The sequence below is a fragment of the Variovorax sp. Soil_C_12 genome, from assembly GCF_057657375.1.
This window is the reverse complement of record NZ_JBDGIO010000001.1, coordinates 868634-893019: the sequence shown is the minus strand read 5'-3', so window position 1 is coordinate 893019 and position 24386 is coordinate 868634. Positions and strand designations below refer to the sequence as shown.

Annotated in this window: 24 protein-coding genes; 12 read left to right on the top strand and 12 right to left on the bottom strand. The window is 67.5% G+C overall.

The genetic code is table 11. The features are described 5' to 3' along the window. Window positions 1–61: 61 nt before the first annotated feature. Complete coding sequence (locus tag AC3A6X_RS04445; RefSeq protein ID WP_106554144.1) at window positions 62–721, bottom strand: response regulator; 660 nt, start codon at window positions 719–721, stop codon at window positions 62–64. 50 nt (window positions 722–771) lie between these two features. Next, window positions 772–1542: an IclR family transcriptional regulator domain-containing protein gene (locus tag AC3A6X_RS04440; protein ID WP_309962386.1), complete on the bottom strand. Its 771-nt coding sequence runs from the start codon at window positions 1540–1542 to the stop codon at window positions 772–774. Between the two features lie 130 nt (window positions 1543–1672). On the opposite strand from AC3A6X_RS04440, the gene pobA reads away from it, so the two are divergent. Further along, window positions 1673–2854, top strand: a complete 1182-nt coding sequence (gene pobA / locus AC3A6X_RS04435; RefSeq protein WP_487840980.1) for a 4-hydroxybenzoate 3-monooxygenase — start codon at window positions 1673–1675, stop codon at window positions 2852–2854. 3 nt (window positions 2855–2857) lie between these two features. Here the strand turns inward: pobA and AC3A6X_RS04430 are convergent, their stop codons facing one another. Then, window positions 2858–5194, bottom strand: a complete 2337-nt coding sequence (locus AC3A6X_RS04430; RefSeq protein ID WP_487840979.1) for a xanthine dehydrogenase family protein molybdopterin-binding subunit — start codon at window positions 5192–5194, stop codon at window positions 2858–2860. A 117-nt stretch (window positions 5195–5311) separates the two neighbouring features. On the opposite strand from AC3A6X_RS04430, the gene aat reads away from it, so the two are divergent. From aat to AC3A6X_RS04415, 3 genes are read left to right on the top strand one after another with little or no spacing between them, the layout of a single operon-like run. Continuing rightward, window positions 5312–6064, top strand: a complete 753-nt coding sequence (gene aat / locus AC3A6X_RS04425; protein ID WP_487840978.1) for a leucyl/phenylalanyl-tRNA--protein transferase — start codon at window positions 5312–5314, stop codon at window positions 6062–6064. Next, window positions 6061–6810, top strand: a complete 750-nt coding sequence (locus tag AC3A6X_RS04420) for an arginyltransferase (protein ID WP_309961396.1) — start codon at window positions 6061–6063, stop codon at window positions 6808–6810. Before aat ends, AC3A6X_RS04420 begins: the two co-directional genes overlap by 4 nt. Before the next feature lie 34 nt (window positions 6811–6844). Then, window positions 6845–7642, top strand: a complete 798-nt coding sequence (locus tag AC3A6X_RS04415) for an IclR family transcriptional regulator (protein WP_309961394.1) — start codon at window positions 6845–6847, stop codon at window positions 7640–7642. A 45-nt stretch (window positions 7643–7687) separates the two neighbouring features. Here AC3A6X_RS04415 and AC3A6X_RS04410 read toward each other — a convergent pair whose 3' ends face one another. The 7 genes from AC3A6X_RS04410 to AC3A6X_RS04380 form a co-directional block, all read right to left on the bottom strand. Then, a complete protein-coding gene (locus AC3A6X_RS04410; RefSeq protein WP_487840977.1) occupies window positions 7688–8851 on the bottom strand; it encodes a serine hydrolase in 1164 nt (387 codons plus the stop codon). A 115-nt stretch (window positions 8852–8966) separates the two neighbouring features. Then, window positions 8967–10505 carry a 2-isopropylmalate synthase gene (locus AC3A6X_RS04405; RefSeq protein WP_487840976.1) on the bottom strand — a complete coding sequence of 513 codons (1539 nt, stop codon included), beginning with the start codon at window positions 10503–10505 and terminating at the stop codon, window positions 8967–8969. A gap of 23 nt (window positions 10506–10528) precedes the next feature. Continuing rightward, on the bottom strand, window positions 10529–12232 hold the full coding sequence (gene leuA, locus AC3A6X_RS04400; RefSeq protein WP_487840975.1) for a 2-isopropylmalate synthase: 1704 nt from the start codon (window positions 12230–12232) through the stop codon (window positions 10529–10531). Between the two features lie 181 nt (window positions 12233–12413). Continuing rightward, entirely contained in the window at window positions 12414–13238 is an 825-nt protein-coding gene (pssA, locus tag AC3A6X_RS04395; RefSeq protein ID WP_106553986.1) for a CDP-diacylglycerol--serine O-phosphatidyltransferase, read from the bottom strand. An 88-nt stretch (window positions 13239–13326) separates the two neighbouring features. After that, the gene (gene ilvC / locus AC3A6X_RS04390; protein ID WP_487840974.1) at window positions 13327–14343 is read right to left on the bottom strand and encodes a ketol-acid reductoisomerase; all 1017 of its coding nucleotides are present in this window, start codon (window positions 14341–14343) and stop codon (window positions 13327–13329) included. A 46-nt stretch (window positions 14344–14389) separates the two neighbouring features. After that, window positions 14390–14881, bottom strand: coding sequence for an acetolactate synthase small subunit (ilvN, locus tag AC3A6X_RS04385; protein ID WP_068683703.1), 492 nt, complete (start codon window positions 14879–14881; stop codon window positions 14390–14392). A 129-nt stretch (window positions 14882–15010) separates the two neighbouring features. Then, the gene (locus AC3A6X_RS04380) at window positions 15011–16786 is read right to left on the bottom strand and encodes an acetolactate synthase 3 catalytic subunit (protein ID WP_487840973.1); all 1776 of its coding nucleotides are present in this window, start codon (window positions 16784–16786) and stop codon (window positions 15011–15013) included. A 285-nt stretch (window positions 16787–17071) separates the two neighbouring features. Between AC3A6X_RS04380 and AC3A6X_RS04375 the strand changes: the two genes are divergently transcribed. From AC3A6X_RS04375 to AC3A6X_RS04350, 6 genes are all read left to right on the top strand, one after another. Further along, window positions 17072–17638: an RNA polymerase sigma factor gene (locus AC3A6X_RS04375; RefSeq protein ID WP_487840972.1), complete on the top strand. Its 567-nt coding sequence runs from the start codon at window positions 17072–17074 to the stop codon at window positions 17636–17638. Beyond that, a complete protein-coding gene (locus AC3A6X_RS04370) occupies window positions 17635–18060 on the top strand; it encodes a DUF3619 family protein (RefSeq protein WP_487840971.1) in 426 nt (141 codons plus the stop codon). Before AC3A6X_RS04375 ends, AC3A6X_RS04370 begins: the two co-directional genes overlap by 4 nt. 24 nt (window positions 18061–18084) lie before the next feature. Further along, complete coding sequence (locus tag AC3A6X_RS04365) at window positions 18085–18900, top strand: DUF3106 domain-containing protein (protein ID WP_487840970.1); 816 nt, start codon at window positions 18085–18087, stop codon at window positions 18898–18900. A gap of 12 nt (window positions 18901–18912) precedes the next feature. Continuing rightward, window positions 18913–19542, top strand: coding sequence for an RDD family protein (locus AC3A6X_RS04360; RefSeq protein WP_487840969.1), 630 nt, complete (start codon window positions 18913–18915; stop codon window positions 19540–19542). Continuing rightward, entirely contained in the window at window positions 19539–19934 is a 396-nt protein-coding gene (locus tag AC3A6X_RS04355) for a diacylglycerol kinase (protein ID WP_487840968.1), read from the top strand. Before AC3A6X_RS04360 ends, AC3A6X_RS04355 begins: the two co-directional genes overlap by 4 nt. 64 nt (window positions 19935–19998) lie before the next feature. Then, window positions 19999–20589, top strand: coding sequence for an LOG family protein (locus tag AC3A6X_RS04350; protein WP_487840967.1), 591 nt, complete (start codon window positions 19999–20001; stop codon window positions 20587–20589). 4 nt (window positions 20590–20593) lie between these two features. Here AC3A6X_RS04350 and AC3A6X_RS04345 read toward each other — a convergent pair whose 3' ends face one another. Continuing rightward, window positions 20594–20932 (bottom strand): P-II family nitrogen regulator, encoded by a 339-nt coding sequence (locus AC3A6X_RS04345; protein WP_309961367.1) that lies wholly within the window; start codon window positions 20930–20932, stop codon window positions 20594–20596. A gap of 223 nt (window positions 20933–21155) precedes the next feature. Here AC3A6X_RS04345 and AC3A6X_RS04340 point away from each other — a divergent pair, with 223 nt between their 5' ends. Next, window positions 21156–22094, top strand: coding sequence for a DMT family transporter (locus tag AC3A6X_RS04340; RefSeq protein ID WP_487840966.1), 939 nt, complete (start codon window positions 21156–21158; stop codon window positions 22092–22094). 14 nt (window positions 22095–22108) lie between these two features. Beyond that, on the top strand, window positions 22109–23257 hold the full coding sequence (locus tag AC3A6X_RS04335; protein WP_487840965.1) for a GNAT family N-acetyltransferase: 1149 nt from the start codon (window positions 22109–22111) through the stop codon (window positions 23255–23257). 124 nt (window positions 23258–23381) lie between these two features. Here the strand turns inward: AC3A6X_RS04335 and AC3A6X_RS04330 are convergent, their stop codons facing one another. Beyond that, a complete protein-coding gene (locus tag AC3A6X_RS04330; RefSeq protein WP_487840964.1) occupies window positions 23382–24332 on the bottom strand; it encodes a LysR family transcriptional regulator in 951 nt (316 codons plus the stop codon). Window positions 24333–24386 lie beyond the last annotated feature (54 nt).

Sequence of the window (24386 nt, the reverse complement as noted above, 5' to 3'; positions counted from 1 at the left end):
GTGTCCTCGCTGCCCCCCGAGGGGGCGCGCGCTTGCTTGGGGCGGCCCGGCGCTGCGCGCTTCATTCCCTCGGCACCATGTACCCCACCCCCCGCACATTGCGGATCAGGTCCGCACCGAGCTTCTTGCGCAGCCCGTGCACATAGACCTCGACCGCGTTGCTGCTGATCTCGTCCTTCCAGCCGTAGAGCTTTTCTTCGAGCTGCGCACGCGACAGCACCATGCCGGGCCGCGCGATCAGCGGCTCGAGCACCGCCCATTCGCGGGCCGACAGCACCACCGGCTGGCCGTTGACCGTGACCTCGCGGGTGGTCGGGTGGATGCTCACGCCCATGTGTTCGTAGACCGGCTCGGCCCGGCCCGACGCGCGGCGCAGCAAGGCGCGGATGCGCGCCAGCAGCTCGTCGAGGTCGTAGGGCTTGAGCACGTAGTCGTCGGCGCCGGCATCCAGCCCCTCGATGCGCTGCTGCACCGAGTCGCGCGCGGTCGCGATCAGCACCGGCATGCGCTGCTTGCGCGCACGCAGGGCGCGCAGCACCTCGAGGCCGTCGCGGCGCGGCACGCCGAGGTCGAGCAGCACCAGGTCGTATTGCTGGGTGCGCAGCGCGGTGTCGGCGGCCTCGCCGTCCTTGACCCAGTCGACCGCGTAGTTCTCGGCCCGCAGCAGGTCCAGCACGGCCTCGCCGATCATCACGTCGTCTTCGAGCAGCAGCAGTCGCATGGTGGAATCATCCGGCAAAGGATCGTTCGAGATCGTAGCTTGGACGAAGTTCAGAGCAGCGAGCGCACCTCGCGCGCCGCCTCGAACAGCAGCGGCAGCATGTCGCGGCGCAGCGCCTCCTCCGGGTGGCGGCCCCCGGACAGCACCACGTTGAGCGCCGCCACCGTGTGGCCCTGCATGTCGCGCAACGGAACCGCCAGTGCCTGCACGCCCAGCTCGTGCTCCTCGCTGGCGAAGCAGAAGTCGTCCTTGCGGACCTGGGCGATGCGCTGGCGCAGCACGCGCGCCTGCGTGATGGTGTGCGGCGTGATGCGCGGCAGCACGCGGCCCTTGAGCCATTGCGCGAGCTGCGCCGTGCTCATCGACGCCAGCATGACGCAGCCGGTCGAGGTCGCGTGCGCGGGCAGGCGCGCGCCGAGGTGCAGGCCGTAGGCCAGCACGCGGGTCGGCGTGACGTAGGCGCCGCTGCGCGCGATGATCACCACCTCCTCGCCGTCGAGCACCACGGCCGAGAAGGACTCTCCGGTCTGCGCCGCGAGCCGGTTCAGCGTGGGCTGCAGCGCGCGCGGCAGCCGCGAGGAAGCCAGGTAGCTGCCGGAGAAGCGCAGCACCTTCGGCGACATCCAGAAGTAGCTGCCGTCGGTCTCGAGGTAGCCCAGATGGGCGAGCGTGAGCAGGTGGCGCCGGGCGGCGGCACGCGTCAGGCCGGCGCGCTCGGCCGCCAGCGTGGCATTGAGGCGCTGGCGCTCGGTGTCGAAGCTCTCGAGCACGGCCATGCCCTTGGCGATGCCCTCGATGAAGTCCGGCTTGGCGATGGTCATGACGGCGGCGGAATTCAGGTGTTGCGCGATCATCGCGCAGGCGGCCTCATCATCGCACAGAGGATGGCCCGGGGTGATGCCATGACGGCCGCTTCGCCCTACGCTTGGCCCAACATCCAAGGAGACATCCATGCGCACCCAGGTCGCCATCATCGGCGCAGGCCCCGCCGGCCTGCTGCTCGGCCAGCTGCTCTTCAAGGCCGGCATCGACAACGTCATCATCGAGCGCCAGACCGGCGCCTACGTGCTGGGCCGCATCCGCGCCGGCGTGCTGGAGCAGGTCACGATGGACCTGCTGGCGCGCGCCGGCGTCGACGCCCGCGCCAAGGCCGAGGGGCTGCCGCACGAGGGCATCGAGCTGCTGTTCAAGGGCGCGCGCCACCGCATCGATCTGCACGGCCTGACCGGCGGCAAGCAGGTCACGGTCTACGGCCAGACGGAGGTCACGCACGACCTGATGAACGCCCGCGAGGCCGAGGGCCTGGAGACGATCTACGGCGCCTCGCCGGTCAGCCTGCACGGCTTCGACGGCGAGCGGCCGACGGTGCGCTACGAGAAGGACGGCGCCACCCACGAGATCGAATGCGACTTCATCGCCGGCTGCGACGGCTACCACGGCGTGAGCCGCGCCAGCGTGCCGGCCGGCGCCATTCACACCTACGAGAAGGTCTACCCCTTCGGCTGGTTGGGCGTGCTGGCCGACGTGCCGCCGGTGTCGCACGAACTGATCTACGCCAACACGCCGCGCGGCTTTGCGCTGTGCAGCATGCGCAGCGCCACGCGCAGCCGCTACTACGTGCAGGTGCCGGTGGAGGAGCGCGTGGAGAACTGGAGCGACGAGGCCTTCTGGAACGAGCTGCGCCTGCGCCTGGACCCCGAGGCTCGCGAGCACCTGGTAACCGGCCCCTCCCTGGAAAAGAGCATCGCGCCGCTGCGCAGCTTCGTCGCCGAGCCGATGCGCTTCGGCCGCCTGCTCCTGGCCGGCGATGCGGCCCACATCGTGCCGCCCACGGGTGCCAAGGGCCTGAACCTGGCCACCGCGGATGTGGGCTACCTGTCGCGCGCCCTCGAGGTCTTCTACCGCGAGCACAGCGCATCGGCGCTCGACCGCTACTCCGAGCTGTGCCTGCGCCGGATCTGGAAGGCCGAGCGCTTCTCGTGGTGGTTCACTTCGCTGATGCACCGCTTCCCGGACACCGGCGAGTTCGGGCAGAAGATCCAGGAGGCCGAGCTCGACTACCTGGTGCATTCCGGCGCGGCATCGACCTCGCTGGCCGAGAACTACGTCGGGCTGCCGCTCGAGGACTTCTGAGCCTCAGGGGCCAGGCTGCATGAGCTGCCAGACGCGCGCGGGCGTCAACGGCATGTCCAGGCACGGCGTGAGGCCGGCCATGCCGTTGCGCGCGAAGGCATCGGCCACCGCGTTGACCACGGCCGGTGTGGCGCCGATGGTGCCGAGCTCGCCCACGCCCTTCACGCCCAGCGGGTTGTTCAGGCAGGGCGTGTTCTGGTCCATCTCGGTCTTGAACATTGCGGCCATGATGTCGGCGCGCGGCGCCGCGTAGTCCATCAGGCTGCCGGTCAGCGGCTGGCCGGTTTCGGCGTCGTAGACCACGCGCTCGCACAGCGCCTGGCCGATGCCCTGCACGGCGCCGCCCTCGAGCTGGCCGCGCACGATCATCGGGTTGATCACCCGGCCGACGTCGTTGACCGACGCATAGGCCGCCACGCCGATCTCGCCCGTCTCCGGATCGATCTCCACCTCGCAGATGTGGCAGCCGTTGGGCCAGGTCGGGCCGGCGACGGTGCTGGTGGAGTCGACGAAGATCTGCCCCTCGGGCTGGCGGCCGGCAAGCGCGAACAGGTCCAGCGCCAGGTCGGTGCCGGCCACCTTGAAGGCGCCGGCCTCGTAGCGGACGTCCTCCGGCGCCACCTCCAGCTCTTGCGCCGCCAGCACGCGGGCCTTGTCGATGGTGCGCTCGGCGCCCACGCGCACGGCCGAGCCGCCGGTGAAGATGGAGCGCGAGCCGGCGCTGCCGAAGCCGTCGCCGCGGTCGGTGTCGCCCAGCACGATGCGCACTTTCTCGATCGGGACGCCGAAGGCATCGACCACCAACTGCGCCAGGGTGGTCGCGATGCCCTGCCCCATGGCATTGACGGCCGAGAACACCTCGATGACGCCGTCGGCCTGCACCGCCACCGTCACCCGCTCCTCGAATACGTTGCCGCCGGTCCACTCCAGGAAGGTCGCGATTCCCAGCCCGCGCAGCCGGCCCTGGCGCTTCGATTCGGCGGCCCGCGCGTCGAAACCCTGCCAGTCGGCCAGGGCCAGGGCCTGGTCCATGACCGACTCGAAGCGGCCGGTGTCGTAGGTCTGCTGCATCGGGTTGGTGTAGGGCATCTGGGCCGGCTGGATGAAGTTGCGCCGGCGCAGCTCGATGCGGTCGATGCCGATCTGGCGCGCGGCCTCGTCCATCAGCCGCTCGATGGTGTAGATCGCCTCGGGGCGGCCGGCGCCGCGGTAGGCGCCGGTCGGCGCGGTGTTGGTGAGCACCGCCAGGAAATCGAAGTCGATGGTCTGGATGTCGTAGACGCTGGTCTGCACCCACGGGCCGATCAAGAGCTGGATCGCGACGCCGGTGCCGGTGGCATAGGCGCCCACGTTGGCCAGGGTGCGGATGCGTAGCGCCAGAATCTTGCCCTTGGCATCGAGCGCGAGCTCGGCCCGCGCCTCGATGTCGCGGCCGTGGGAAGTGGAGAGGAATTCCTCGCTGCGGTCGGCTACCCATTTCACGGGGCGTTGCAGCGTGTGCGCCGCGAAGGCCACCACGATGTCTTCCGGATAGGCGCCGGTCTTCATGCCGAAGCCGCCGCCCACGTCGCCCACCACCACGCGCACCTGCTCGGTCGGCAGGCCGGTGGCCTCGCAGACCGAGTTGCGCACGCCCGAGGGCATCTGGGTGCTCATCCGCATCGTGAGGCGCCCGGAGGCCGGGTCGACATCGACCAGCACCGAGCGCGGCTCGATGGTGAGCGCGACCACCCGCTGGTTGACGACGTCCAGCGCCACCACGTGGTCGGCGCGGGCGAAGGCGTCGCTGGCTGCCTCGGCGCTGCCGTGGCGCATCTCGGCGGCGATGTTGCCGGTGGCTTCGCCCCAGACCAGCGGCGCGCCGTCCGCGGCGGCGGCCTGCGTGTCCACCACCATCGGGAGTTCCTCGTAGTCGACCATCACCGCCTCGCCCGCGTCGCGCGCCTGGGCCGCCGTTTCGGCGATCACGGCGGCCACCGGCTCGCCGACGAAGCGCACCGTGTCGATCGCCAGTACATGCCGCGGCGGCGAAGCGCAATCGGAGCCGTCGGCGCGCTTGAAGGCCACGGCCCCCGGCATCGGCTTGACGCCAGCCTGCTGCAGATCGGCGCCGGTCAGCACGCGCAAGACGCCGGGCATCGCGGCCGCGGCGGCGGCATCGATCGCTGCCACGCGCGCATGCGGATAAGGGGAACGCACGAAGTACAGGTGGGTCTGACGCGCTAGCGCGACGTCGTCGGTGTAGCGCCCGGCGCCGGCCAGGAGGCTCTCGTCCTCGAGCCGACGGACCGCCTGGCCGCTGCCGAAGCGCGTGGGATTCGTTGTTTCTGCTGTCACCATGGTTCTCTCACTTGTGTTGGCCACTACTCAGCTTCTCAGGGAGGGACTATATGGGCATCCCGCGTATTTGGTTTCCGATGACATCGCGCCCCACAGAAGCCGTGTATACCTCCGACCATGCAACTGCCCTGGCTCGCACCCGGTGACCCGCTGCCCGACGCTGCATCGGCGTGGGGCGAATCCGACCCCGTTCCCGGCCTGCTGGCCGCGGGCGGCGGCCTCGACGTTCCGGGTCTGCTGCAGGCCTATGCGCACGGCATCTTCCCCTGGTTCAGCGAAGGCCAGCCGATCCTGTGGTGGAGCCCGGACCCGCGCATGGTGCTGGAGGTGGAGCGCTTCAGGCTGCACCGCTCGCTGCGCAAGACGCTGGAGCGCTTCCTCGCCACCCCAGGCTTCGAGATCCGCATCGACCACGGCTTCGAGACAGTGATCCAGGCCTGCTCGCAGGCCCCGCGCGTCGGCCAGACCGGCACCTGGATCCTGCCCGAGATGGTGCGCGCCTATGCGGCCCTGCACCAGGCCGGACACGCGCACAGCGTCGAGACCTGGATCGACGGCGAGCTCGCCGGCGGCCTCTACTGCGTGGCGATCGGGCGAGCCGTGTTCGGCGAGTCGATGTTCGCGCGCCGGCCCGATGCCTCCAAGATCGCGCTGGCCGCGCTGGTCAGCTTCTGCCGCCGGCACGGCATCGCGATGATCGACTGCCAGCAGAACACCAGCCACCTGGCGAGCCTGGGTGCCTCTGAAATGCCGCGCGCGCGCTTTCTCTCACACGTGGCAAGGGCACGTCATCTGGCGGGGCCGCAGTGGCGTTTCGAGCCCGTATACTGGTCCGAACTCCTGCCTGCGCGAACCTCTCTTTCGACGTGACGCACCTCAAGGATCTTCCGCTCCACACGCTGCAGTTCTACGCGACGGCGCCCTATCCGTGCAGCTACCTGCCGGACCGGCAGGCCCGCTCGCAGGTTGCGACGCCCAGCCACCTGATCCACAACGACGCCTACTCGGACCTGGTGCTCAGCGGCTTCCGCCGCAGCGGCATGTTCACCTACCGGCCCCATTGCGACGGCTGCAGCGCGTGCGTGCCGCTGCGCGTGCTGGCCGACGCGTTCAAGCCCAACCGCAGCCAGCGCCGCGCCCTGGCGCGCCACGCCGACCTGCAGGCGCGCGTGCTCAAGCTCTGCTTCGTGCCCGAGCACTACCAGCTCTACCTGCGCTACCAGAACGGCCGCCATGCCGGCGGCGGCATGGACCACGACAGCATCGACCAGTACACCCAGTTCCTGCTGCAGAGCCGGGTCAACTCCAGACTGGTGGAGTTCCGCGAGACCCGGCCGGACGGCAGCGCCGGCGCGCTGAAGATGGTGTCCATCCTCGACGTGCTGAACGACGGACTGTCGGCGGTCTACACCTTCTACGAGCCCGAGCCGGGCGCCGGCTACGGCAACTACAGCGTGCTATGGCAGATCGAGCAGGCGCGCAAGCTGGGCCTGGCGCACGTCTACCTGGGCTACTGGATCAAGGGCAGCGCCAAGATGAACTACAAGGCCCGCTTCACGCCACATGAAGTACTGGTCGGCGGCCGCTGGCAAGCGCCAGCCGATTTCACCAAGTAAAATCGCAACCGGTTCCCTCCAAACCGCGTTGCCCATGAGAAAACCCCAATCAGATATTCCGGCTACGCCTGTCATCCAGGTGATCGAGCGCATGTTCTCGCTGATCGACGTGCTGGCCTCCCGCGAGGAAGCCATCTCGCTGAAGGAGATCAGCGAAAAGACCGGCCTGCACCCCTCCACCGCCCACCGCATCCTGAACGACCTGGCGGTCGGCCGCTTCGTCGACCGGCCGGAAGCCGGCAGCTACCGGCTGGGCATGCGCCTGCTGGAGCTGGGCAACCTGGTGAAGGGCCGGCTGAACGTGCGCGACGCCGCGATGGCGCCGATGCGCGAGCTGCACAAGCTCACGCAGCAGCCGGTCAATCTCAGCATGCGCCAGGGGGATGAGATCGTCTACATCGAGCGCGCCTACAGCGAGCGCTCCGGCATGCAGGTGGTGCGCGCCATCGGCGGGCGCGCCCCGCTGCACCTGACCTCCACCGGCAAGCTGTTCCTGGCGGTGGACGAGCCCCAGCGCGTGCGCAGCTACGCCACCCGCACTGGTCTTGCCGGCCACACCCGCAACAGCATCACGCAGCTGCCGGCGCTGGAGCGGGAGCTGTCCAAGGCGCGCCAGTACGGCATCGCCCGAGACAACGAGGAGCTGGAGCTCGGCGTGCGCTGCATGGCCGCCGGCATCTACGACGATCAGGGGAAGCTGGTCGCGGGCTTGTCGATCTCGGCCCCGGCCGACCGGCTCGACGACGGCTGGCTGCCGAAGCTGCAGGCCACCGCCAACGAGATCTCCAGCGCGCTCGGTTACAACGCCGCCGGTGCGCCGCCGGCCGCCTGAGGCGCCGCCGGACCGGCGCCATGGCCGGCTGCAGACATCGGGGGATCAGCTCGCGACGTGGGCCGCGGCGAGGGAGGGCTGCCGCGTCGCCGCTGCCGGGTTGATCATGTGGTGGTTGGCTTCGACCCAGCGCCGCACGCGCTCGGCATCGGCGATGCGGCCGAGCTTCCCGGCGGAATCGAGGAACACCATGATCAGCTTGCGACCGGCGATCCGGGCCTGCATCACCAGGCACTGGCCGGCCTCGGAGATGTAGCCGGTCTTCTGGAGGCCGATGTCCCAGTCGGGGCTCTTCACGAGACGGTTGGTGGTGTTGTACTGCAGCACGCGGTTGCCCACTTCGACCTGGTACTCGGGCGAGGTCGAGAGCTGGCGCACGGTGGCGTCGGCATAGGCGGCGTTGACGAGCAGGGCCAGGTCCTGCGCGCTCGACTGGTTGCGGCTCGAGAGGCCGGTGGGTTCGACGTAGCGCGTGTCCTTCATGCCGAGCATCTTGGCCTTGGCATTCATGACGCTCACGAAGGTCGCCAGGCCGCCAGGATAAGTTCGGCCGAGGGCATGCGCGGCGCGGTTCTCGCTGGACATCAGCGCCAGGTGCAGGAGTTCGCCGCGGGGCAGCGTGCTGCCGACGGTCAGCCGCGAACGGCTGCCTTTTTCGGTATCGACGTCGTCCTGCGTGATGGTGATCAGCTCGTCGGAAGGCAGGTGGGCTTCGCTGATGAGCAGCCCGGTCATGAGCTTGGTGAGCGAGGCGATCGGCAGCACGACGCTGTCGTTCTTGCTGAAGAGCACCTCGCGCGTGTCTTGATCGATCACCAGGGCCACGCTGGACTTCAGGTCGAGTGCATCTTCGGTGCCGTGCAGGCCGGCGAGCTGGCCGAAGGACTGACGCGCCGCGACCTCGGGCACGCGCACGACAGAGCGCCGCTGCACCGCCACGACCGTCTTGCCGCCCCGCTTGCGGATCGAAGCCACGACGTTGCGCCCGCCGCTCACCACCTTGTCCGCCTGCTCGCCCTTGACGCTGCGCTTGGAGGCCGTGCCGCGCTTCTTGCTCTCGCTGGCGACTTCGGTCTTCTTGCCGGCCGGCGCCTTGGCGGCCTGGGCTGCGGGCAACAAAAACGCCGTGGCGCAAAGCGCAACGGCGACGAGGCGAAGAGCGGGAAGGAACCGCTGGCTGGACACTCGGCAGGAAGGGGCATCGGGCATCAAAAAACTCCAGCGGCGATTAGCAGGACCGCAGTGTATCGAAATCAAAAAAGACACGCAATATCAGTTACTTGCATCCTTTTCTTCATTCGAAACAAAGGATCCCCCAAAACAACTAACCTTGTGCTGCCACTCTCTCAGCTTGACTCTGTAACTTGTTGAGCGCACTCAAATAAGCCTTGGCCGACGCCACCACGATGTCCGGATCGGCACCAACGCCATTGACGACCCGGCCCGCGTTCTGCAGACGGACCGTGACCTCGCCCTGGCTCTCCGTCGACCCGCTGATGGCATTCACCGAATAAAGCACCATCTCCGCCCCGCTCTTCACCCGGGCCTCGATCGCCTTCAGCGAAGCATCGACCGGGCCATTGCCATCCGACTCGCTCGTGACTTCCTTGCCATGCACCGTGAAAACAATGCGCGCCTGGGGGCGCTCGCCGGTTTCGCTGTGCTGTGACAAGGATACAAAACCAAACTGCTCCGCAACGTGCGAATGCTCCTCGTCGCTTACAAGTGCAAGGATGTCTTCGTCAAATATTTCACTTTTTCGATCGGCAAGCTCTTTGAAGCGAGCGAAGGCGGCGTTGATGTCGACCTCGCTCTCCATCGCCACACCCAGTTCTTGCAGGCGCTGCTTGAAGGCGTTGCGGCCGCTGAGCTTGCCCAGCACGATCTTGTTGGCGCTCCAGCCCACGTCTTCCGCGCGCATGATCTCGTAGGTGTCGCGCGCCTTGAGCACGCCGTCCTGGTGGATGCCCGAGGCATGGGCGAAGGCATTGGCGCCCACCACCGCCTTGTTGGGCTGCACCACGAAGCCGGTGGTCTGGCTGACCATGCGGCTCGCCGCCACGATGTGCCGGGTGTCGATGCCCAGTTCCAGCCCGTAGTAATCCTTTCGTGTCTTCACCGCCATGACGATCTCTTCGAGCGAGCAGTTGCCGGCGCGCTCGCCCAGGCCGTTGATGGTGCATTCCACCTGTCGCGCGCCGCCGATCTTCACGCCGGCCAGCGAGTTGGCGACCGCCATGCCCAGGTCGTTGTGGCAGTGCACGGACCAGACCGCCTTGTCGCTGTTCGGGATGCGCTCGCGCAGCGTCCTGATGAAGTTGCCGTAGAGCTCCGGGACCGCATAGCCGACGGTGTCGGGCACGTTGATGGTGGTCGCGCCCTCGTTGATCACGGCCTCGAGCACCCGGCACAGGAAGTCGACGTCGCTGCGGTAGCCGTCCTCCGGGCTGAACTCGACGTCGCCGACCAGGTTGCGCGCGAAGCGCACGGCAAGCTTGGCCTGCTCGAACACCTCGTCGGGCGTCATGCGCAGCTTCTTCTCCATGTGCAGCGGCGAGGTCGCGATGAAGGTGTGGATGCGGCTGCTGGCCGCGCCCTTCAAGGCCTCGGCGGCGCGGGAGATGTCGCGGTCGTTGGCCCGCGAGAGGCCGCAGATCGTCGACTCCCTGATCGCCCCGGCGATGGCCGCGACGGCGTCGAAATCACCGTTCGAACTGGCCGGGAAGCCGGCCTCGATGACGTCGACCCGCAGGCGCTCGAGCTGGCGCGCGATGCGCAGCTTCTCGTCCTTGGTCATCGAGGCCCCCGGCGACTGTTCGCCGTCGCGCAGGGTGGTGTCGAAGATGATGAGTTTGTCGGCCATCGCGGGTCTCCTTGGTCCTTGAATTAGGCGGCTTCAACCGCCGATTGTGCGCTGCGGGCGCCCTGCGCTCGCGCCCGCTCGAGGCCGGACACGATGGCCTTGAGCGAGGCAGAGACGATGTCGGCGTCCTTGCCGACGCCGAACAGCGTCCGGGTCTCGTCGACCCGCAGTTCGAGATAGGCCACGGCCTGCGCATCGGCACCGGCGCCGATCGCATGCTGGTGGTAGTCGATCACGCGGATCGAATGCCCGGTGGCGTCGGCCAGCGCATGGATGAAGGCGTCGATCGGCCCATTGCCCCGGCCCTCGATGCGGCGCACCTCGCCGGCCCAGGGCAGGTCGGCGCGCAATACCACCGAAGCGTCGGCGCCCTCGCCCCGCTCCTCGAGCACGCGGTGCTGGGGGCCTGCCTTGTCGCCGATGCGGTACTCGCCCTCGAAGAGCTGCCAGAGATCGGCCGCCGTGAGCTCCTTGCCTGCGACGTCCATCACGCGCTGCACCACCTGGCTGAACTCCATCTGCAGCCGGCGCGGCAATTCGAGCCCATACTCGCTTTCGAGCAGGTAGGCGATGCCGCCCTTGCCCGACTGGCTGTTGACGCGGATCACGGCTTCGTAGCTGCGGCCCACGTCCTTGGGGTCGATCGGGAGATAGGGCATCTCCCAGATGTCGCCTTCCTTGCGGGCCGCGAAGGCCTTCTTGATCGCGTCCTGATGCGAGCCCGAGAAGGAGGTGTAGACCAGGTCGCCCACATAAGGATGCCGCGGGTGTACCGGCAACTGGTTGCAGTGCTCGACCGTGGCGCGGATCTCGTCGATGTTCGAGAAGTCCAGGCCGGGCGAGACACCCTGCGTGTACAGGTTGAGCGCGACGTTCACCACGTCGAGATTGCCGGTGCGCTCGCCATTGCCGAACAGGCAGCCCTCGATGCGCTCGGCGCCTGCCATCAGAGCGAACTCGCCGGCGGCCGTGCCCGTGCCGCGGTCGTTGTGCGGATGCACGCACAGCACGATCGAATCGCGTCGCGCCAGGTTGCGGTGCATCCACTCGATCATGTCCGCGAAGATGTTGGGCGTGGAGTGCTCGACCGTCGAGGGCAGGTTGACGATGCACTTGCGCTCGGGCGTCGGGGCCCAGACCTCGGTGACTGCGTCCACCACCCGCTTGGAGAAGGCCAGGTCGGTGCCCGAGAACATCTCGGGCGAGTACTGGAAGGTCCACTTCGTGGCCGGCTGCCTGGCCGCGAGCACGTTGAACATGCGAGCGTGGGAGGTCGCCAGTTCGACGATCTGGTCCTCGTCCATGCCCAGCACCACGCGGCGCATCACGGGTGCGACCGCGTTGTACAGGTGCACGATGGCGCGCGGCGCGCCCTGCAGCGATTCGAAGGTGCGCTCAATGAGGTGATCGCGCGCCTGCGTCAGCACCTGGATCGTCACGTCGTCGGGAATGCGGTCTTCCTCGATCAACTTGCGCACGAAGTCGAACTCGATCTGCGAGGCCGAGGGGAAGCCGACCTCGATCTCCTTGAACCCGATGGCCACCAGGGTCTCGAACATGCGCATCTTGCGGTCGATGTCCATCGGCTCCACCAGCGCCTGGTTGCCGTCGCGCAGGTCGGTCGACAGCCAGATCGGGGCCTGGGTCAGCACGGCATCGGGCCAGGTGCGGTCCTTGAGGCCGATGGGTGCAAAGGCGCGGTACTTGCGGTCGGGTTGCTTCAACATCTGTATTTCTCGCTGTGGTCGGATGGACAACCAGCAACCCCAAATGAAACGGCCCGTTGCTGGTGCGAACGGGCCGTGTGATGGAATCGCTTGCGCGTGCTACCGTCTCCGCCCGTGGGGGATCAGTAGTAGGGCCAGCGAAATCTTGTTCATGGGAGTGGCGAATGTAGCACAGGCCGAATTACTTGTGCAGGCCCCGCTCGTCGGGCTCCTCAGTCGAGGTGCTGATGACGCTCACGTGCTGCCCCTTGGCCTTGCGCCAGCCGTAGACCACGTAGCCGCTCAGCCCGTAGGCCACGAATACGCCGAACAGCACCGTCGGCGGATGGATGTTGATCACCGCGATGGCCAGCGCGATCAGCACGATCACGGCGAAGGGCACGCTCTTCTTCACCTGGACGTCCTTGAAGCTGTAGAAGGGCACGTTGGTCACCATCGTGAGGCCGGCATAAAGCGTGAAGCCGAAGGTGATCCAGGTGATCTGCTGCCAGGACAGGTACAGCACCTCACCGCCGCGCTTGCCCCACTCGGTCATCAGCCAGATGAAGCCGGCCACCAGCGCCGCGGCCGCCGGCGAAGGCAGGCCCTGGAACCAGCGCTTGTCGACCACCCCGGTGTTGACGTTGAAGCGCGCCAGCCGCAACGCGGCGCAGGCGCAGTAGACGAAGGCCGCGATCCAGCCCCAGCGCCCCAGGCCCTTGAGCGACCATTCGTAGGCGATCAACGCCGGTGCGGCGCCGAAGGACACCATGTCGGACAGCGAATCCATCTGCTCGCCGAAGGCGCTTTGCGTGTTGGTCATGCGCGCCACGCGGCCGTCCAGGCTGTCGAGGATCATGGCGGCGAACACGCCGAGTGCTGCCAGGTCGAAACGCCCGTTCATGGCCATCACGACCGAGTAGAAGCCCCCGAACAGCGCCGCCAGCGTGAACAGGTTGGGCAGGATGTAGATGCCCTTGCGGCGCTTGCGCGGCGCTAGATCTTCGGGGAGCGTGTCGTCATGCATGGATCGGCGCAGTGTAGTTCAGCCAGCTCGTGCGGCTCAAAGAAAAGGGCCACCCCGAGGGTGGCCCTTGTCGCGTTGGAAAGCCCGATCAGTTACGAGTCTGATCGACCAGCTTGTTCTTCTTGATCCAGGGCATCATGGCGCGCAGCTTCTCGCCCACCACTTCGATCTGGTGCTCGGCGTTCAGGCGGCGGCGGCTCATCAGCGTGGGCGCCCCTCCTGCGTTCTCCAGCACGAAGCTCTTCGCGTACTCGCCCGTCTGGATGTCGCGCAGGACCTGCTTCATGACCTTCTTGGTTTCCTCGGTCACGATGCGCGGACCCGTCACGTACTCGCCGTACTCGGCATTGTTCGAGATCGAGTAGTTCATGTTGGCGATGCCGCCTTCATAGATCAGGTCGACGATCAGCTTGAGCTCGTGCAGGCACTCGAAGTAGGCCATCTCGGGCGCGTAGCCGGCTTCCACCAGCGTCTCGAAGCCGGCCTTGATCAGCTCCACGGTGCCGCCGCACAGCACGGCCTGCTCGCCGAACAGGTCGGTCTCGGTCTCCTCGCGGAAGTTGGTCTCGATGATGCCGGCCTTGCCGCCGCCGTTGGCCGTCGCATACGAAAGAGCCAGGTCGCGCGCCTTGCCGCTCTTGTCGGCATGCACCGCGATCAGGTGCGGCACGCCGCCGCCCTGGGTGTAGGTGCTGCGCACGGTGTGGCCGGGGGCCTTGGGCGCCACCATCCACACGTCGAGGTCGGCGCGCGGCTGCACAAAGCCGTAGTGCACGTTGAAGCCGTGCGCGAACACCAGCGAGGCGCCTTCCTTGATGTTGGGGGCGACGTCGTTCTTGTAGACGTTGGCGATCTGCTCGTCGGGCAGCAGGATCATGACCACGTCGGCCGACTTCACGGCGTCTGCCACTTCGGCAACCTTCAGGCCGGCCTTCTCGACCTTGGGCCAGGAAGCGCCGCCCTTGCGCAGGCCGACGACGACCTTCACGCCGCTGTCGTTGAGGTTTTGCGCGTGCGCATGGCCTTGGCTGCCGTAGCCGATGATCGCCACGGTCTTGCCCTTGATCAGGCTCAGATCGGCGTCCTTGTCGTAATAGACCTTCATGGTGCTTGCTCCTTCGTAGATTCGGTGGATGTGTGGGTGGGGCTTCTCAAACGCGCAGGATGCGCTCGCCGCGGCCGATGCCGCTGGCGCCGGTACGGACGGTCTCGAGGATGGCGCCGCGGTCGATGGCCTCGAGGAAGGCATCGTTCTTGCCGTGGTCGCCGGTGAGCTCGATGGTGTAGCTCTTGTCGGTCACGTCGATAATGCGGCCGCGGAAGATCTCCGCCATGCGCATCATCTCCTCGCGCTCCTTGCCGACCGCGCGCACCTTCACCATCATGAGCTCGCGCTCGGTGTAGGCACCCTCGGTCAGGTCGACGACCTTGACGACCTCGATCAGGCGGTTGAGATGCTTGGTGATCTGCTCGATCACGTCGTCGGAGCCGGCCGTCACGATGGTCATGCGCGACAGGCTCGCGTCCTCGGTGGGCGCGACGGTGAGCGATTCGATGTTGTAGCCGCGGGCGGAAAAAAGACCCACGACGCGGGAGAGTGCACCGGGCTCGTTCTCGAGCAGCACGGCAATGATGTGTTTCATGTCAGCAGGGGATTCCTCTTTTCGCCGCCCTCCCCCGTGCACGGTAATGCGCGGGCTCGGCGGACAATAGATTCGTCCAAAAAGGTTAATCAAGGAGCCGGCTCGCATCGCGGGCCGGCTTGTCGTCCGTTAAAGATCCTCGGAGCCCAGGAGCATCTCGGTGATGCCCATGCCCGCCTTCACCATCGGGAACACGTTCTCGGTGGGGTCGGTGCGGAAATCCATGAACACGGTCCGGTCCTTGAGCTTGCGCGCCTCGCGCAGCGCGGGCTCGACGTCTTGTGGACGCTCGATCAGCATCCCCACATGGCCATAGGCCTCCGCCAGCTTCACGAAGTTGGGCAGCGCGTCCATATAGCTGTGGCTGTAGCGACCGGAGTATTCGATCTCCTGCCACTGGCGCACCATGCCCAGGTAGCGGTTGTTGAGCGAGCAGATCTTGATGGGCGTGTTGTACTGCAGACAGGTCGACAGTTCCTGGATGCACATCTGCACCGAGCCCTCGCCCGTGATGCAGAACACTTCCGACTGCGGCTTCGCCAGCTTGATGCCCATCGCATAGGGGATACCCACGCCCATGGTGCCCAGGCCGCCGGAGTTGATCCACCGGCGCGGCTCGTCGAAGCGGTAGTACTGCGCCGCCCACATCTGGTGCTGGCCGACGTCCGAGGTGATGTAGGTGTCGGTGCCCTTGGTCATGTTCCACAGGGTTTCAACCACGTGCTGCGGCTTGATCACGTCCTTGTTGCCGCGGTCGTACTTGAGGCAGTCCTTGCTGCGCCAGCCCTCGATGGTGTCCCACCAGCCGGCCAGTGCGGCCGCGTCGGGCCTGGTGCTGCTCTCCTTGATCATCGAGATCAGCTCGGTCAGCACTTCCTTCACGTCGCCGACGATCGGGATGTCGACCTTCACCCGCTTCGAGATGCTCGAGGGGTCGATGTCGACGTGGATGATCTTGCGCTCGTTCTGCGCGAAATGCTTCGGGTTGCCGATCACGCGGTCGTCGAAGCGCGCACCCACGGCCAGCAGCACGTCGCAGTTCTGCATCGCGTTGTTGGCCTCGATGGTGCCGTGCATGCCCAGCATGCCGAGGAACTTGCGGTCGGAAGCCGGATAGGCGCCCAGGCCCATCAGCGTGTTGGTGACCGGATAGCCCAGCATGTCGACCAGGGCGCGCAGCTCGTTGGTCGCATTGCCGAGCAGCACGCCGCCGCCGGTATAGATATAGGGGCGCTTGGCCGAGAGCAGCAGCTGCAGCGCCTTGCGGATTTGCCCGCCATGGCCCTTGCGCACCGGGTTGTAGGAGCGCATCTCGACCTTGTCGGGATAGCCGCTGTAGCTGACCTTCTTGAAGGAAACGTCCTTCGGCACGTCCACCACGACCGGGCCCGGACGCCCGCTGCGTGCGATATGGAAGGCCTTCTTCATCGTCATGGCCAGATCCTTGGGGTCCTTGACGAGGAAGTTGTGCTTGACGATCGGGCGGGTGATGCCGACTGTGTCGCATTCCTGGAACGCATCCAGGCCGATGGCCGCCGTCGGCACCTGGCCCGAGATGATCACCATCGGGATGCTGTCCATGTAAGCAGTCGCAATACCGGTGACTGCATTGGTCAGGCCCGGGCCCGAGGTGACGAGTGCCACGCCGACCTCGCCGGTGGCGCGCGCATAGCCGTCCGCCGCATGCACTGCCGCCTGTTCGTGGCGCACCAGCACGTGCTGGATGGTGTCCTGCTTGTAGAACGCGTCGTAGATATAGAGAACCGCGCCGCCGGGGTAACCCCAGACGTACTGGACGCCTTCGGCCTGCAGTGCCTTGACCAGCACTTCGGCGCCCATGAGTTCTTGCGTTTGACTGCCGGTGACGGCTGCTGCGGAAGCGAATTCCGCTTTTGACATTTCCATGATCAACCTTTGTGTTTTTTCGGGAACGAAAAACCTTGGGTGCCTCTTCGCAAGCTCTTGTGAAGCCGCGTCGAAACTTGAGGCCAAAGCCATGAGCGGACTTGTCGTACCGCCGGACCGTGACCCGTTTGCCTTTTGACTTGCAGCGCGGATTATGACACCGGAAAACCGGCCAAGGCCCGAGGCACGGCTGTAACAGACGCACAGGCATAATCCGCGGCGACAAAAACCAGCATCTCGTTCCCGAGACACTTCCCCACGCGGCGCCCCCTGTGCCGGACTCGCTTGGCCACTGAACAAGAACTCTCCGATTTCCTGAAAGGCGTCGAACGACGCGCTTTCAAGCGCACGATCTACCATGTGCGGGACGAGGAAGCCGCGCTCGACATCGTGCAGGACAGCATGATGAAACTGGCCGAGCACTACGGCGACAAGCCGCCCAACGAGATCCCTCTGCTGTTCCAGCGCATCCTCTCGAACTGCACGCTGGACTGGTTCCGGCGCCAGAAGACCCGGCGGGCGCTTTTCTCCAACATGAGCGACTTCGAGGCCTCGAACGAGGACGGCGAATTCGACCTCCTCGAGCATTTCACGGCCGCCTCGGACACCCGGGAAAGCGAGAGCGCCGAGGACAGTACCCGGCGCGCGCAGATTTTTCACCAGATCGAGGAACAAATCGCCGCCTTGCCGGGTCGTCAACGCGAGGCCTTTTTAATGCGTTACTGGGAAGAAATGGACGTCGCCGAGACGGCCGCTGCAATGGGCTGCTCCGAAGGCAGCGTCAAGACCCACTGTTCGCGCGCCGTTCACGCCCTGAGCAAGGCGCTCAAGGCCAAGGGAATTTCGCTATGAATACAACGCTTTCGACCACCTCTGCCGCGACCGAGGCGCAGTTCGGCCGCCAGGTGGCCGCACGGCTCTCGGCCGGCACCCAGGATCTGCCGCACGAGATCACCGAGCGCCTGCGCGCCGCGCGCATGCAGGCCCTGGCACGCCGCAAGGTGGTGCGGGTGCTGCAAACGGCCCCCACCGTGGTGCCGAACGGCGGCACCGCGGCATTTGGCGGTGGCTGGTGGACGCGCATCGGCTCCGTCATCCCGCTGATCGCGCTCGTGGCCGGCCTCATCGTCATCACCACCCTGCAGGAGGACAACCGGACCGACGAACTGGCCGAAGTCGATGCCGCCCTGCTGACCGACGACCTGCCGCCTGCCGCCTATACAGACCCCGGCTTCGCCCAGTTCCTGAAGACCGAAGCCACCGCCCAGCGTTAAGCCCACGTCCTTTCGCCTGCTCGCATGCCGCAACGCCCTCGCTCCAACGCGCCCATTCCGCTGCGCCGGCTGTTGCCGGGCGCGGCCGGCGGCGCGTGCATGCTGCTGGTGTTCGCGCTCGCCGGCGCGGCCATGGTGCCCGCAGGCGCCCAGGTCCAGGCCCACCGTACAACACCGGCCGCCTCCGTGACCACGGCGAAGCCGGCAGCCATTTCCAAGCCCTTGTGGCGCGACCTGAGCGCCCGACAGCAGCGCGCCCTGGAGCCGCTCGCGCTGCAATGGGACAGCCTGACCGAACCCCACAAGCGCAAGTGGCTGGCCCTTTCGCGCAACTACGCCAAACTGTCGCCGGCCGAGCAGGAGGTCCTGCACAGCCGGATGACCGAGTGGGCCACGCTGAGCAACCAACAACGCTCGCAGGCTCGCCTCAACTTCGCCGAGGTCAAGCAGGTCCCGGTCGACGAACGCAAGGCCAAGTGGGAGGCCTACCAGGCCCTCAGCGAGGAGGAAAAACGCGAGTTGGCCGCCCGCGCCAAGCCCCGCCCTGGCGCCGCGGTGTCGATCCGGCCGGTGCCGGCCCAGAAGCTGGTCCAGTTGCCCGCCGCGACGCCGGACGCACCACACACACCGCGGATCCAGCTGGCGCCGCCGGCGTCCATGCCGCAGCCGTCTCTCGCGCGCCTGCCTGCCAGGGGTCCGGCGATCGGCCCGGCCGCAGGGGCGCCTGTTACTGCCGAGGCGCAGGTGCCGCCGCCTTCCGCCTCGATGGCCCCGGCCGACACCTCGGTCTCCGCCACGCCTCAGACACGCACCAGCGATCAGTCCTCCGCCGCGCCGTGATACAAGCTGCCGATGGCTTCCAGTCCCCCCGACAGCGCCGGTGCCCGCGCCACGCCCCTTCCTGATCTCTCCGCCCCCGCCGCTCCTGCCGGCCTGAGCGCGCCCGGCCTGTGGCGGCGCATGGCCTGCTGGCTCTACGAGGGCATGCTGCTGTTCGCCGTGGTGTTCGTCGCCGGCTGGCTCTTCAGCACGCTGGGCCAGATGCGCGACGCCATGGACTCGCGCCGGCACCTGCTGCAGGCCTTCCTGTTCGTCGTGTTCGGCGTCTATTTCGTCTGGTTCTGGTCCAAGGGCCAGACCCTGGCCATGAAGACCTGGGGCATCCGCATGGTCGACCGGCTCGGCCGCCCGGTCACCCAAGGCCGCGCGCTGCTGCGCTACCTGCTCTCCTGGATCTGGTTCCTGCCGCCGCTGGCCGCCATCGCGCCCTTCAAGCTGGGCGGCGGCGAGTCCGCCGTGCTGATCTTCGGCTGGGTGGTCGTCTGGGCGCTACTCTCGCGCTTTCATCCCGAACGCCAGTTCTGGCACGACGCCTGGGCCGGCACCCGCCTGATCCCCTCCAAACCCATGAGCGCCGCCCGGCCGCCCGAAGGCGCTCGCACCGTAGCCGAAGGCGAAGGTTTTCCAATGAGCCGTCGATGAGCACCGTCAACAACCCCGTCAATCCGCAGAAGTCGCGGCGCGGCCTGAACCGCATCTGGCACGCCACCCTGATCTCGCTGGATGGCTTCCGCGCCGGCTGGGGCGAGGCTGCCTTCCGCCAGGAGGTCCTGTGCGCCATCGTCATGCTGCCGGCCGCCTTCTGGATCGGCCGGACCTGGGTCGAGACCGCGCTGCTCGCGGCGGTGGTCGTCCTGGTGATGATCGTCGAGCTGCTCAACACCGGCATCGAGGCGGCCATCGACCGCGTGGGCCCGGAATGGCATTCCTTCTCCAAGAGCGCCAAGGACGTGGGCAGCGCCGCGGTGCTGCTGTCCATCATCCTGTGCTGCGGCGTGTGGTTCGCCGCGCTGTGGCACCGCTTCGCGGGATAGGCCCTGCGCCCAAGACACGCCGGCGTGCAAGCCGAGCGTCATTCGATGGCGGCATGATCCGGGCATGACCCCTACTTTTTCGATTTGCGTCTATTGCGGCTCGCGGCCCGGCGAGCGGCAGGAGTTCTCGGCGGTGGCCCAGTCGGTCGGCCGCTGGATCGGCGAACACGGCGGCCAGCTGGTCTACGGCGGCGGCCGCACCGGCCTGATGGGCACGGTGGCGGAGGCGACGCGCACCGCCGGCGGCCGCGTGGTCGGCATCATCCCGAAGGCCCTGGTCGACAAGGAGCTCGCCAACCCGATGTGCGACGAGCTGCACGTGGTCGACACCATGCACGAGCGCAAGGCCATGATGGGCGAGCGCGCCGACGCCTTCGTTGCCCTGCCCGGCGGCATCGGCACGTTCGAGGAGCTGTTCGAGATCTGGACCTGGCGCCAGCTCGGCTATCACGACAAGCCGATCGGCATCCTCGATGTGGCGGGCTACTACGCCGGCCTGCTCGACTTCCTGGCGCATAGCGTGCGCGAGGGCTTCATGGGCGAATGGCAGATGGGGCTGATCCGGTCGGGGGACGAAGCGCCGGCCCTGCTCGAGGCGCTGATCGAGGAAGCCGGCCGCCACCCCCGCGGCGACAAGCTCGCCGAAGTGCTCTGAAAGCCTAGACGGCCTGCTCGTCTTCCTCGCCGGTGCGGATGCGCACCACGCGCTCGACGCTGGTCACGAAAATCTTGCCGTCGCCGATCTTGCCGGTGCGCGCGGCGGTGACGATGGCGTCGACGCAGCGGTCCAGATCGGCCTCGTTGACCACCACCTCGACCTTCATCTTCGGCAGGAAGTCGACCACATACTCGGCGCCGCGATAGAGCTCGGTATGCCCCTTCTGCCGGCCGAAGCCCTTGACCTCGGTGACGGTGAGCCCGGTGACGCCGACTTCGGCCAGCGCCTCGCGCACGTCGTCGAGCTTGAACGGTTTGACGATGGCGGTGATTTGCTTCATAGGTCTCTTTCTTCCGGCGATTTCGTTGAACTTGCTCGCGATAGGGTAGCGCCAATCGGCGCCGACGCCGCGATGGCCTACCCGGATGCCCGCGATGCCCCTCGTCGCGCAGCATGTAGCGTGCCAGGGGTTCGAAAAGATTATGTCATTCGCCCCCGCGTGCCGATGGCTTGGGACGCTGAGCCGCACGCCCGATCGCAGGGGCTGCTACGCTCGGCGGGCCATGCGCCCAGGTTCTTCATCCCCCGGCTTCTTTTCCTCCTTCTTCCCCTGGCTCCACAACCAAGCCTACGTGCTGCTGGTGTTCACCACGCTGATCTGGGGCGCCAACGCGGTTGCCGCCCGGCTCGCGGTGGGCGAGGTCTCCCCGATGATGCTGACCTTCTCGCGCTGGATCGTCTGCTGCCTGGCCCTCGGCCTGTGCGCACGACAGCAGATCGCCCGGCACTGGCGCCCCCTGCTGCCTTCGTGGCGCTTCATCGCGCTGATGGGCACGCTGGGCTTCACCGGCTTCAATGCGCTTTTCTACGCCGCGGCGCATCACACGACGGCCATCAACATCGCGATCATCCAGGGCACCATTCCGGTGCTGGTGCTGCTCGGCAGCCTGCTCTTCTTCCGCACGCGCATCGGCGGGCTGCAGCTGCTGGGCGTGGCGATCACGCTCGCGGGCATCGTGGTGGTGGCCTCGAGCGGGCATCCGGCGCAGCTGGCGGCACTGGGCTTCAACATCGGCGACGTCTGGATGATCGCGGCCAGCCTGCTCTATGCCGCCTATGCGCTGGGCCTGCGACGCCGGCCGGACGTGCCGGCCATCGTCTTCTTCGCGGCGACCGCGGCGGTCGCCTGCCTAGTGTCGGTGCCGCTGCTCGCGGCGGAAATCGCCATGGGCGACTTCTTCGTCCCCACGCCCAAGGGCTGGGCGCTGATCCTGTTCGTCGGGCTGCTGCCCTCCTTCATCTCGCAGGTCACCTTCATCCATGCGGTGGGCCTGATCGGCCCGGCCCGGGCGGGCGTCTTCCTCAACCTGGTGCCGATCTTCGGGCCGCTGCTGGCGGTGCTCGTGCTCGGCGAGCCGCTGTCGGCCTACCACGCGGTGGCGCTGGCCCTGGTGCTGGGCGGCATCTACATTGCCGAGACCACCGGCCCCCGCAGCCGCTGACGGAACGCACGCCCTTGACCGACCCCGTCGTCCGCATCCACGGCGCCGCCTCCGAGATCGACGCCGCCGCCTGGGACAGCCTGCTGGCCGCGCAGGCCGCGCCCTCCCCCTTCATGCGCCATGCCTACCTGGACGCCATGGAGCAGAGCGACAGCGCCTCGCCCCAGAGCGGCTGGGCGCCGCGCTTCCTCACGCTTTGGCGCGGCCGCGAGCTGATGGCGGCCTGCCCGATGTACCTCAAGGGCCACTCCTACGGCGAGTACGTGTTCGACTGGGCCTGGGCCAACGCCTACCAGCAGCATGGGCTGGCCTACTACCCGAAGGCCGTGGTGGCGGTGCCCTTCACCCCGGTGCCGGGGACGCGCCTGCTGGCGCGGGACGCCGCCAGCCGCGCCTTGCTGGTGCAGGCGCTGGTCGCCTGGTGCAAGGAAGAAGAGCTGTCGTCGCTGCACCTGCTCTTCGGCGCCGACGAGGACATCGAGGCCTGCGCCGATGCTGGCCTCATGCTTCGACACACGGTGCAATTCCACTGGAAGAACGGGGAATGGAAGGACTTCGAGGCTTTCCTGGCCAGCCTCTCCCACGACAAACGCAAGAAGATCCGCCAGGAACGCCGCAAGGTGCACGACGCCGGCGTGCGCTTCCGCTGGTTGCGCGGTGCCGACATCCGCGAAGCCGACTGGGACTTCTTCTACCGCTGCTATGCCCGCACCTACCGCGAGCACGGCAACCCGCCCTACCTGAAGCCCGAGTTCTTCGGCCGCATGGCCGAGGACCTGCCCGAGGCCTGGCTGCTGTTCATCGCGGAGCGCGGCGGCAAGCCCATCGCCAGCAGCCTGATCGCGCTGTCCGCCGATGCCTCGGTCGCCTACGGCCGTTACTGGGGCGCGCTCGAGCGCGTGGACTGCCTGCACTTCGAGGCCTGCTACTACCAGCCGCTCGCCTGGTGCATCGAGCACGGCGTGCAGCGCTTCGAGGGCGGCGCACAGGGCGAGCACAAGATGGCGCGCGCGCTGATGCCGGCGAAGACCACCAGCGCGCACTGGCTGGCCCATCCTGCCTTCGCCGACGCGGTGGAGCGCTTTCTCGAGCGCGAGGACGAAGGCATCGCGAACTACCTCGACCACCTGGGGGAGCGCAGCCCCTTCCGGCATGCCGAGTGAGCACGCCGACAAAAGCCGCACCGATATTTGCTGCCCCTACCTTCGAGCAGTTCAGGTCGCCTACCGCGCGGCTGAAGTTCCTGATCCCCGCTCCCGCTGCTGGGGGTGATCGCTCACAGATGGCTCAGCCGCGCGAGGCGTGGGACGCGCGGGCACGTCCCAGCCTGCGCTTGCCCCCGCTGCCGATGGCGGCGACCAGCTGCTGCACCAGCGCACGCGCCAGCGGCGACAGCGTGCGCCCCTCGAGCGACAGCACCTGCAGGCGGCGCTGCTGCATCTGCGCTTCCACGAAGGGCCGCGCGACCAGCGTGCCGTTCTCGATCAGGTGCACGGCCGTCAGCAGCCCCGCCAGCACGATCTCGGGCGTGCGCACCAGCGGCAGCAGCACCGAAGAAAAATTGCTGACGAAGGCGGGTTCATAGCCGAGCCCCTGCACGCTGCAACTCAGGTCGAAGAGCTGGCGCGCAGTGACGCCGCGGCTGCCCACGGCCAGCGGATAGCGCACCACCTCGGCCACGCTGACCGCGCGCCGCCGCGCCAGCGGATGGTCGGGCGCCATCAGCGCGAACACCGGCGCCGGCGCCGAATGCTCGATGCGGCAGCCCGGCTCGGGCGCGACCGCGTACTTGAGCGCGATGTCGGCATCGCCACGGGCCAGCAGCGCGCTGACTTCGTCCGGCGCGCCGACGTGCAGTTGCATGCGGCTTTGCGCATGCGCCGCGCGGAAGTTGCGCATCACCTCCGGCATGAAGCCCACCGCAAAGCCCTCGGTGCAGGCCACGCGCACGCGGCCCGCCTCGCGGCCGCCGATGCCGCGCACCTGCTCGATCACCTGCTCGGTGTCCACCTGCGTCGTGCGCAGATGCGCGGCCAGGCGTTCGCCGGCCTGGGTCAACGTCATGCCGCGCGCCTTGCGCTCGAACAGCGGGGTCTGGAGCGAGTCCTCCAGCTTGGCGATCTGCCGGCTGACCGCCGAGGGAGCGACATAGAGCCGCGCCGCCGCCTGGCTGACCGAACCGCGGGTCGCCACTTCCATGAAATAGCGCATCGGGATGCTGAGGATGGAGGTGGCCATGGGGTGCGGTGCCAGCGTTGCCTTGAAGGCAATGGTAGCTTGCGAAATCGGTGG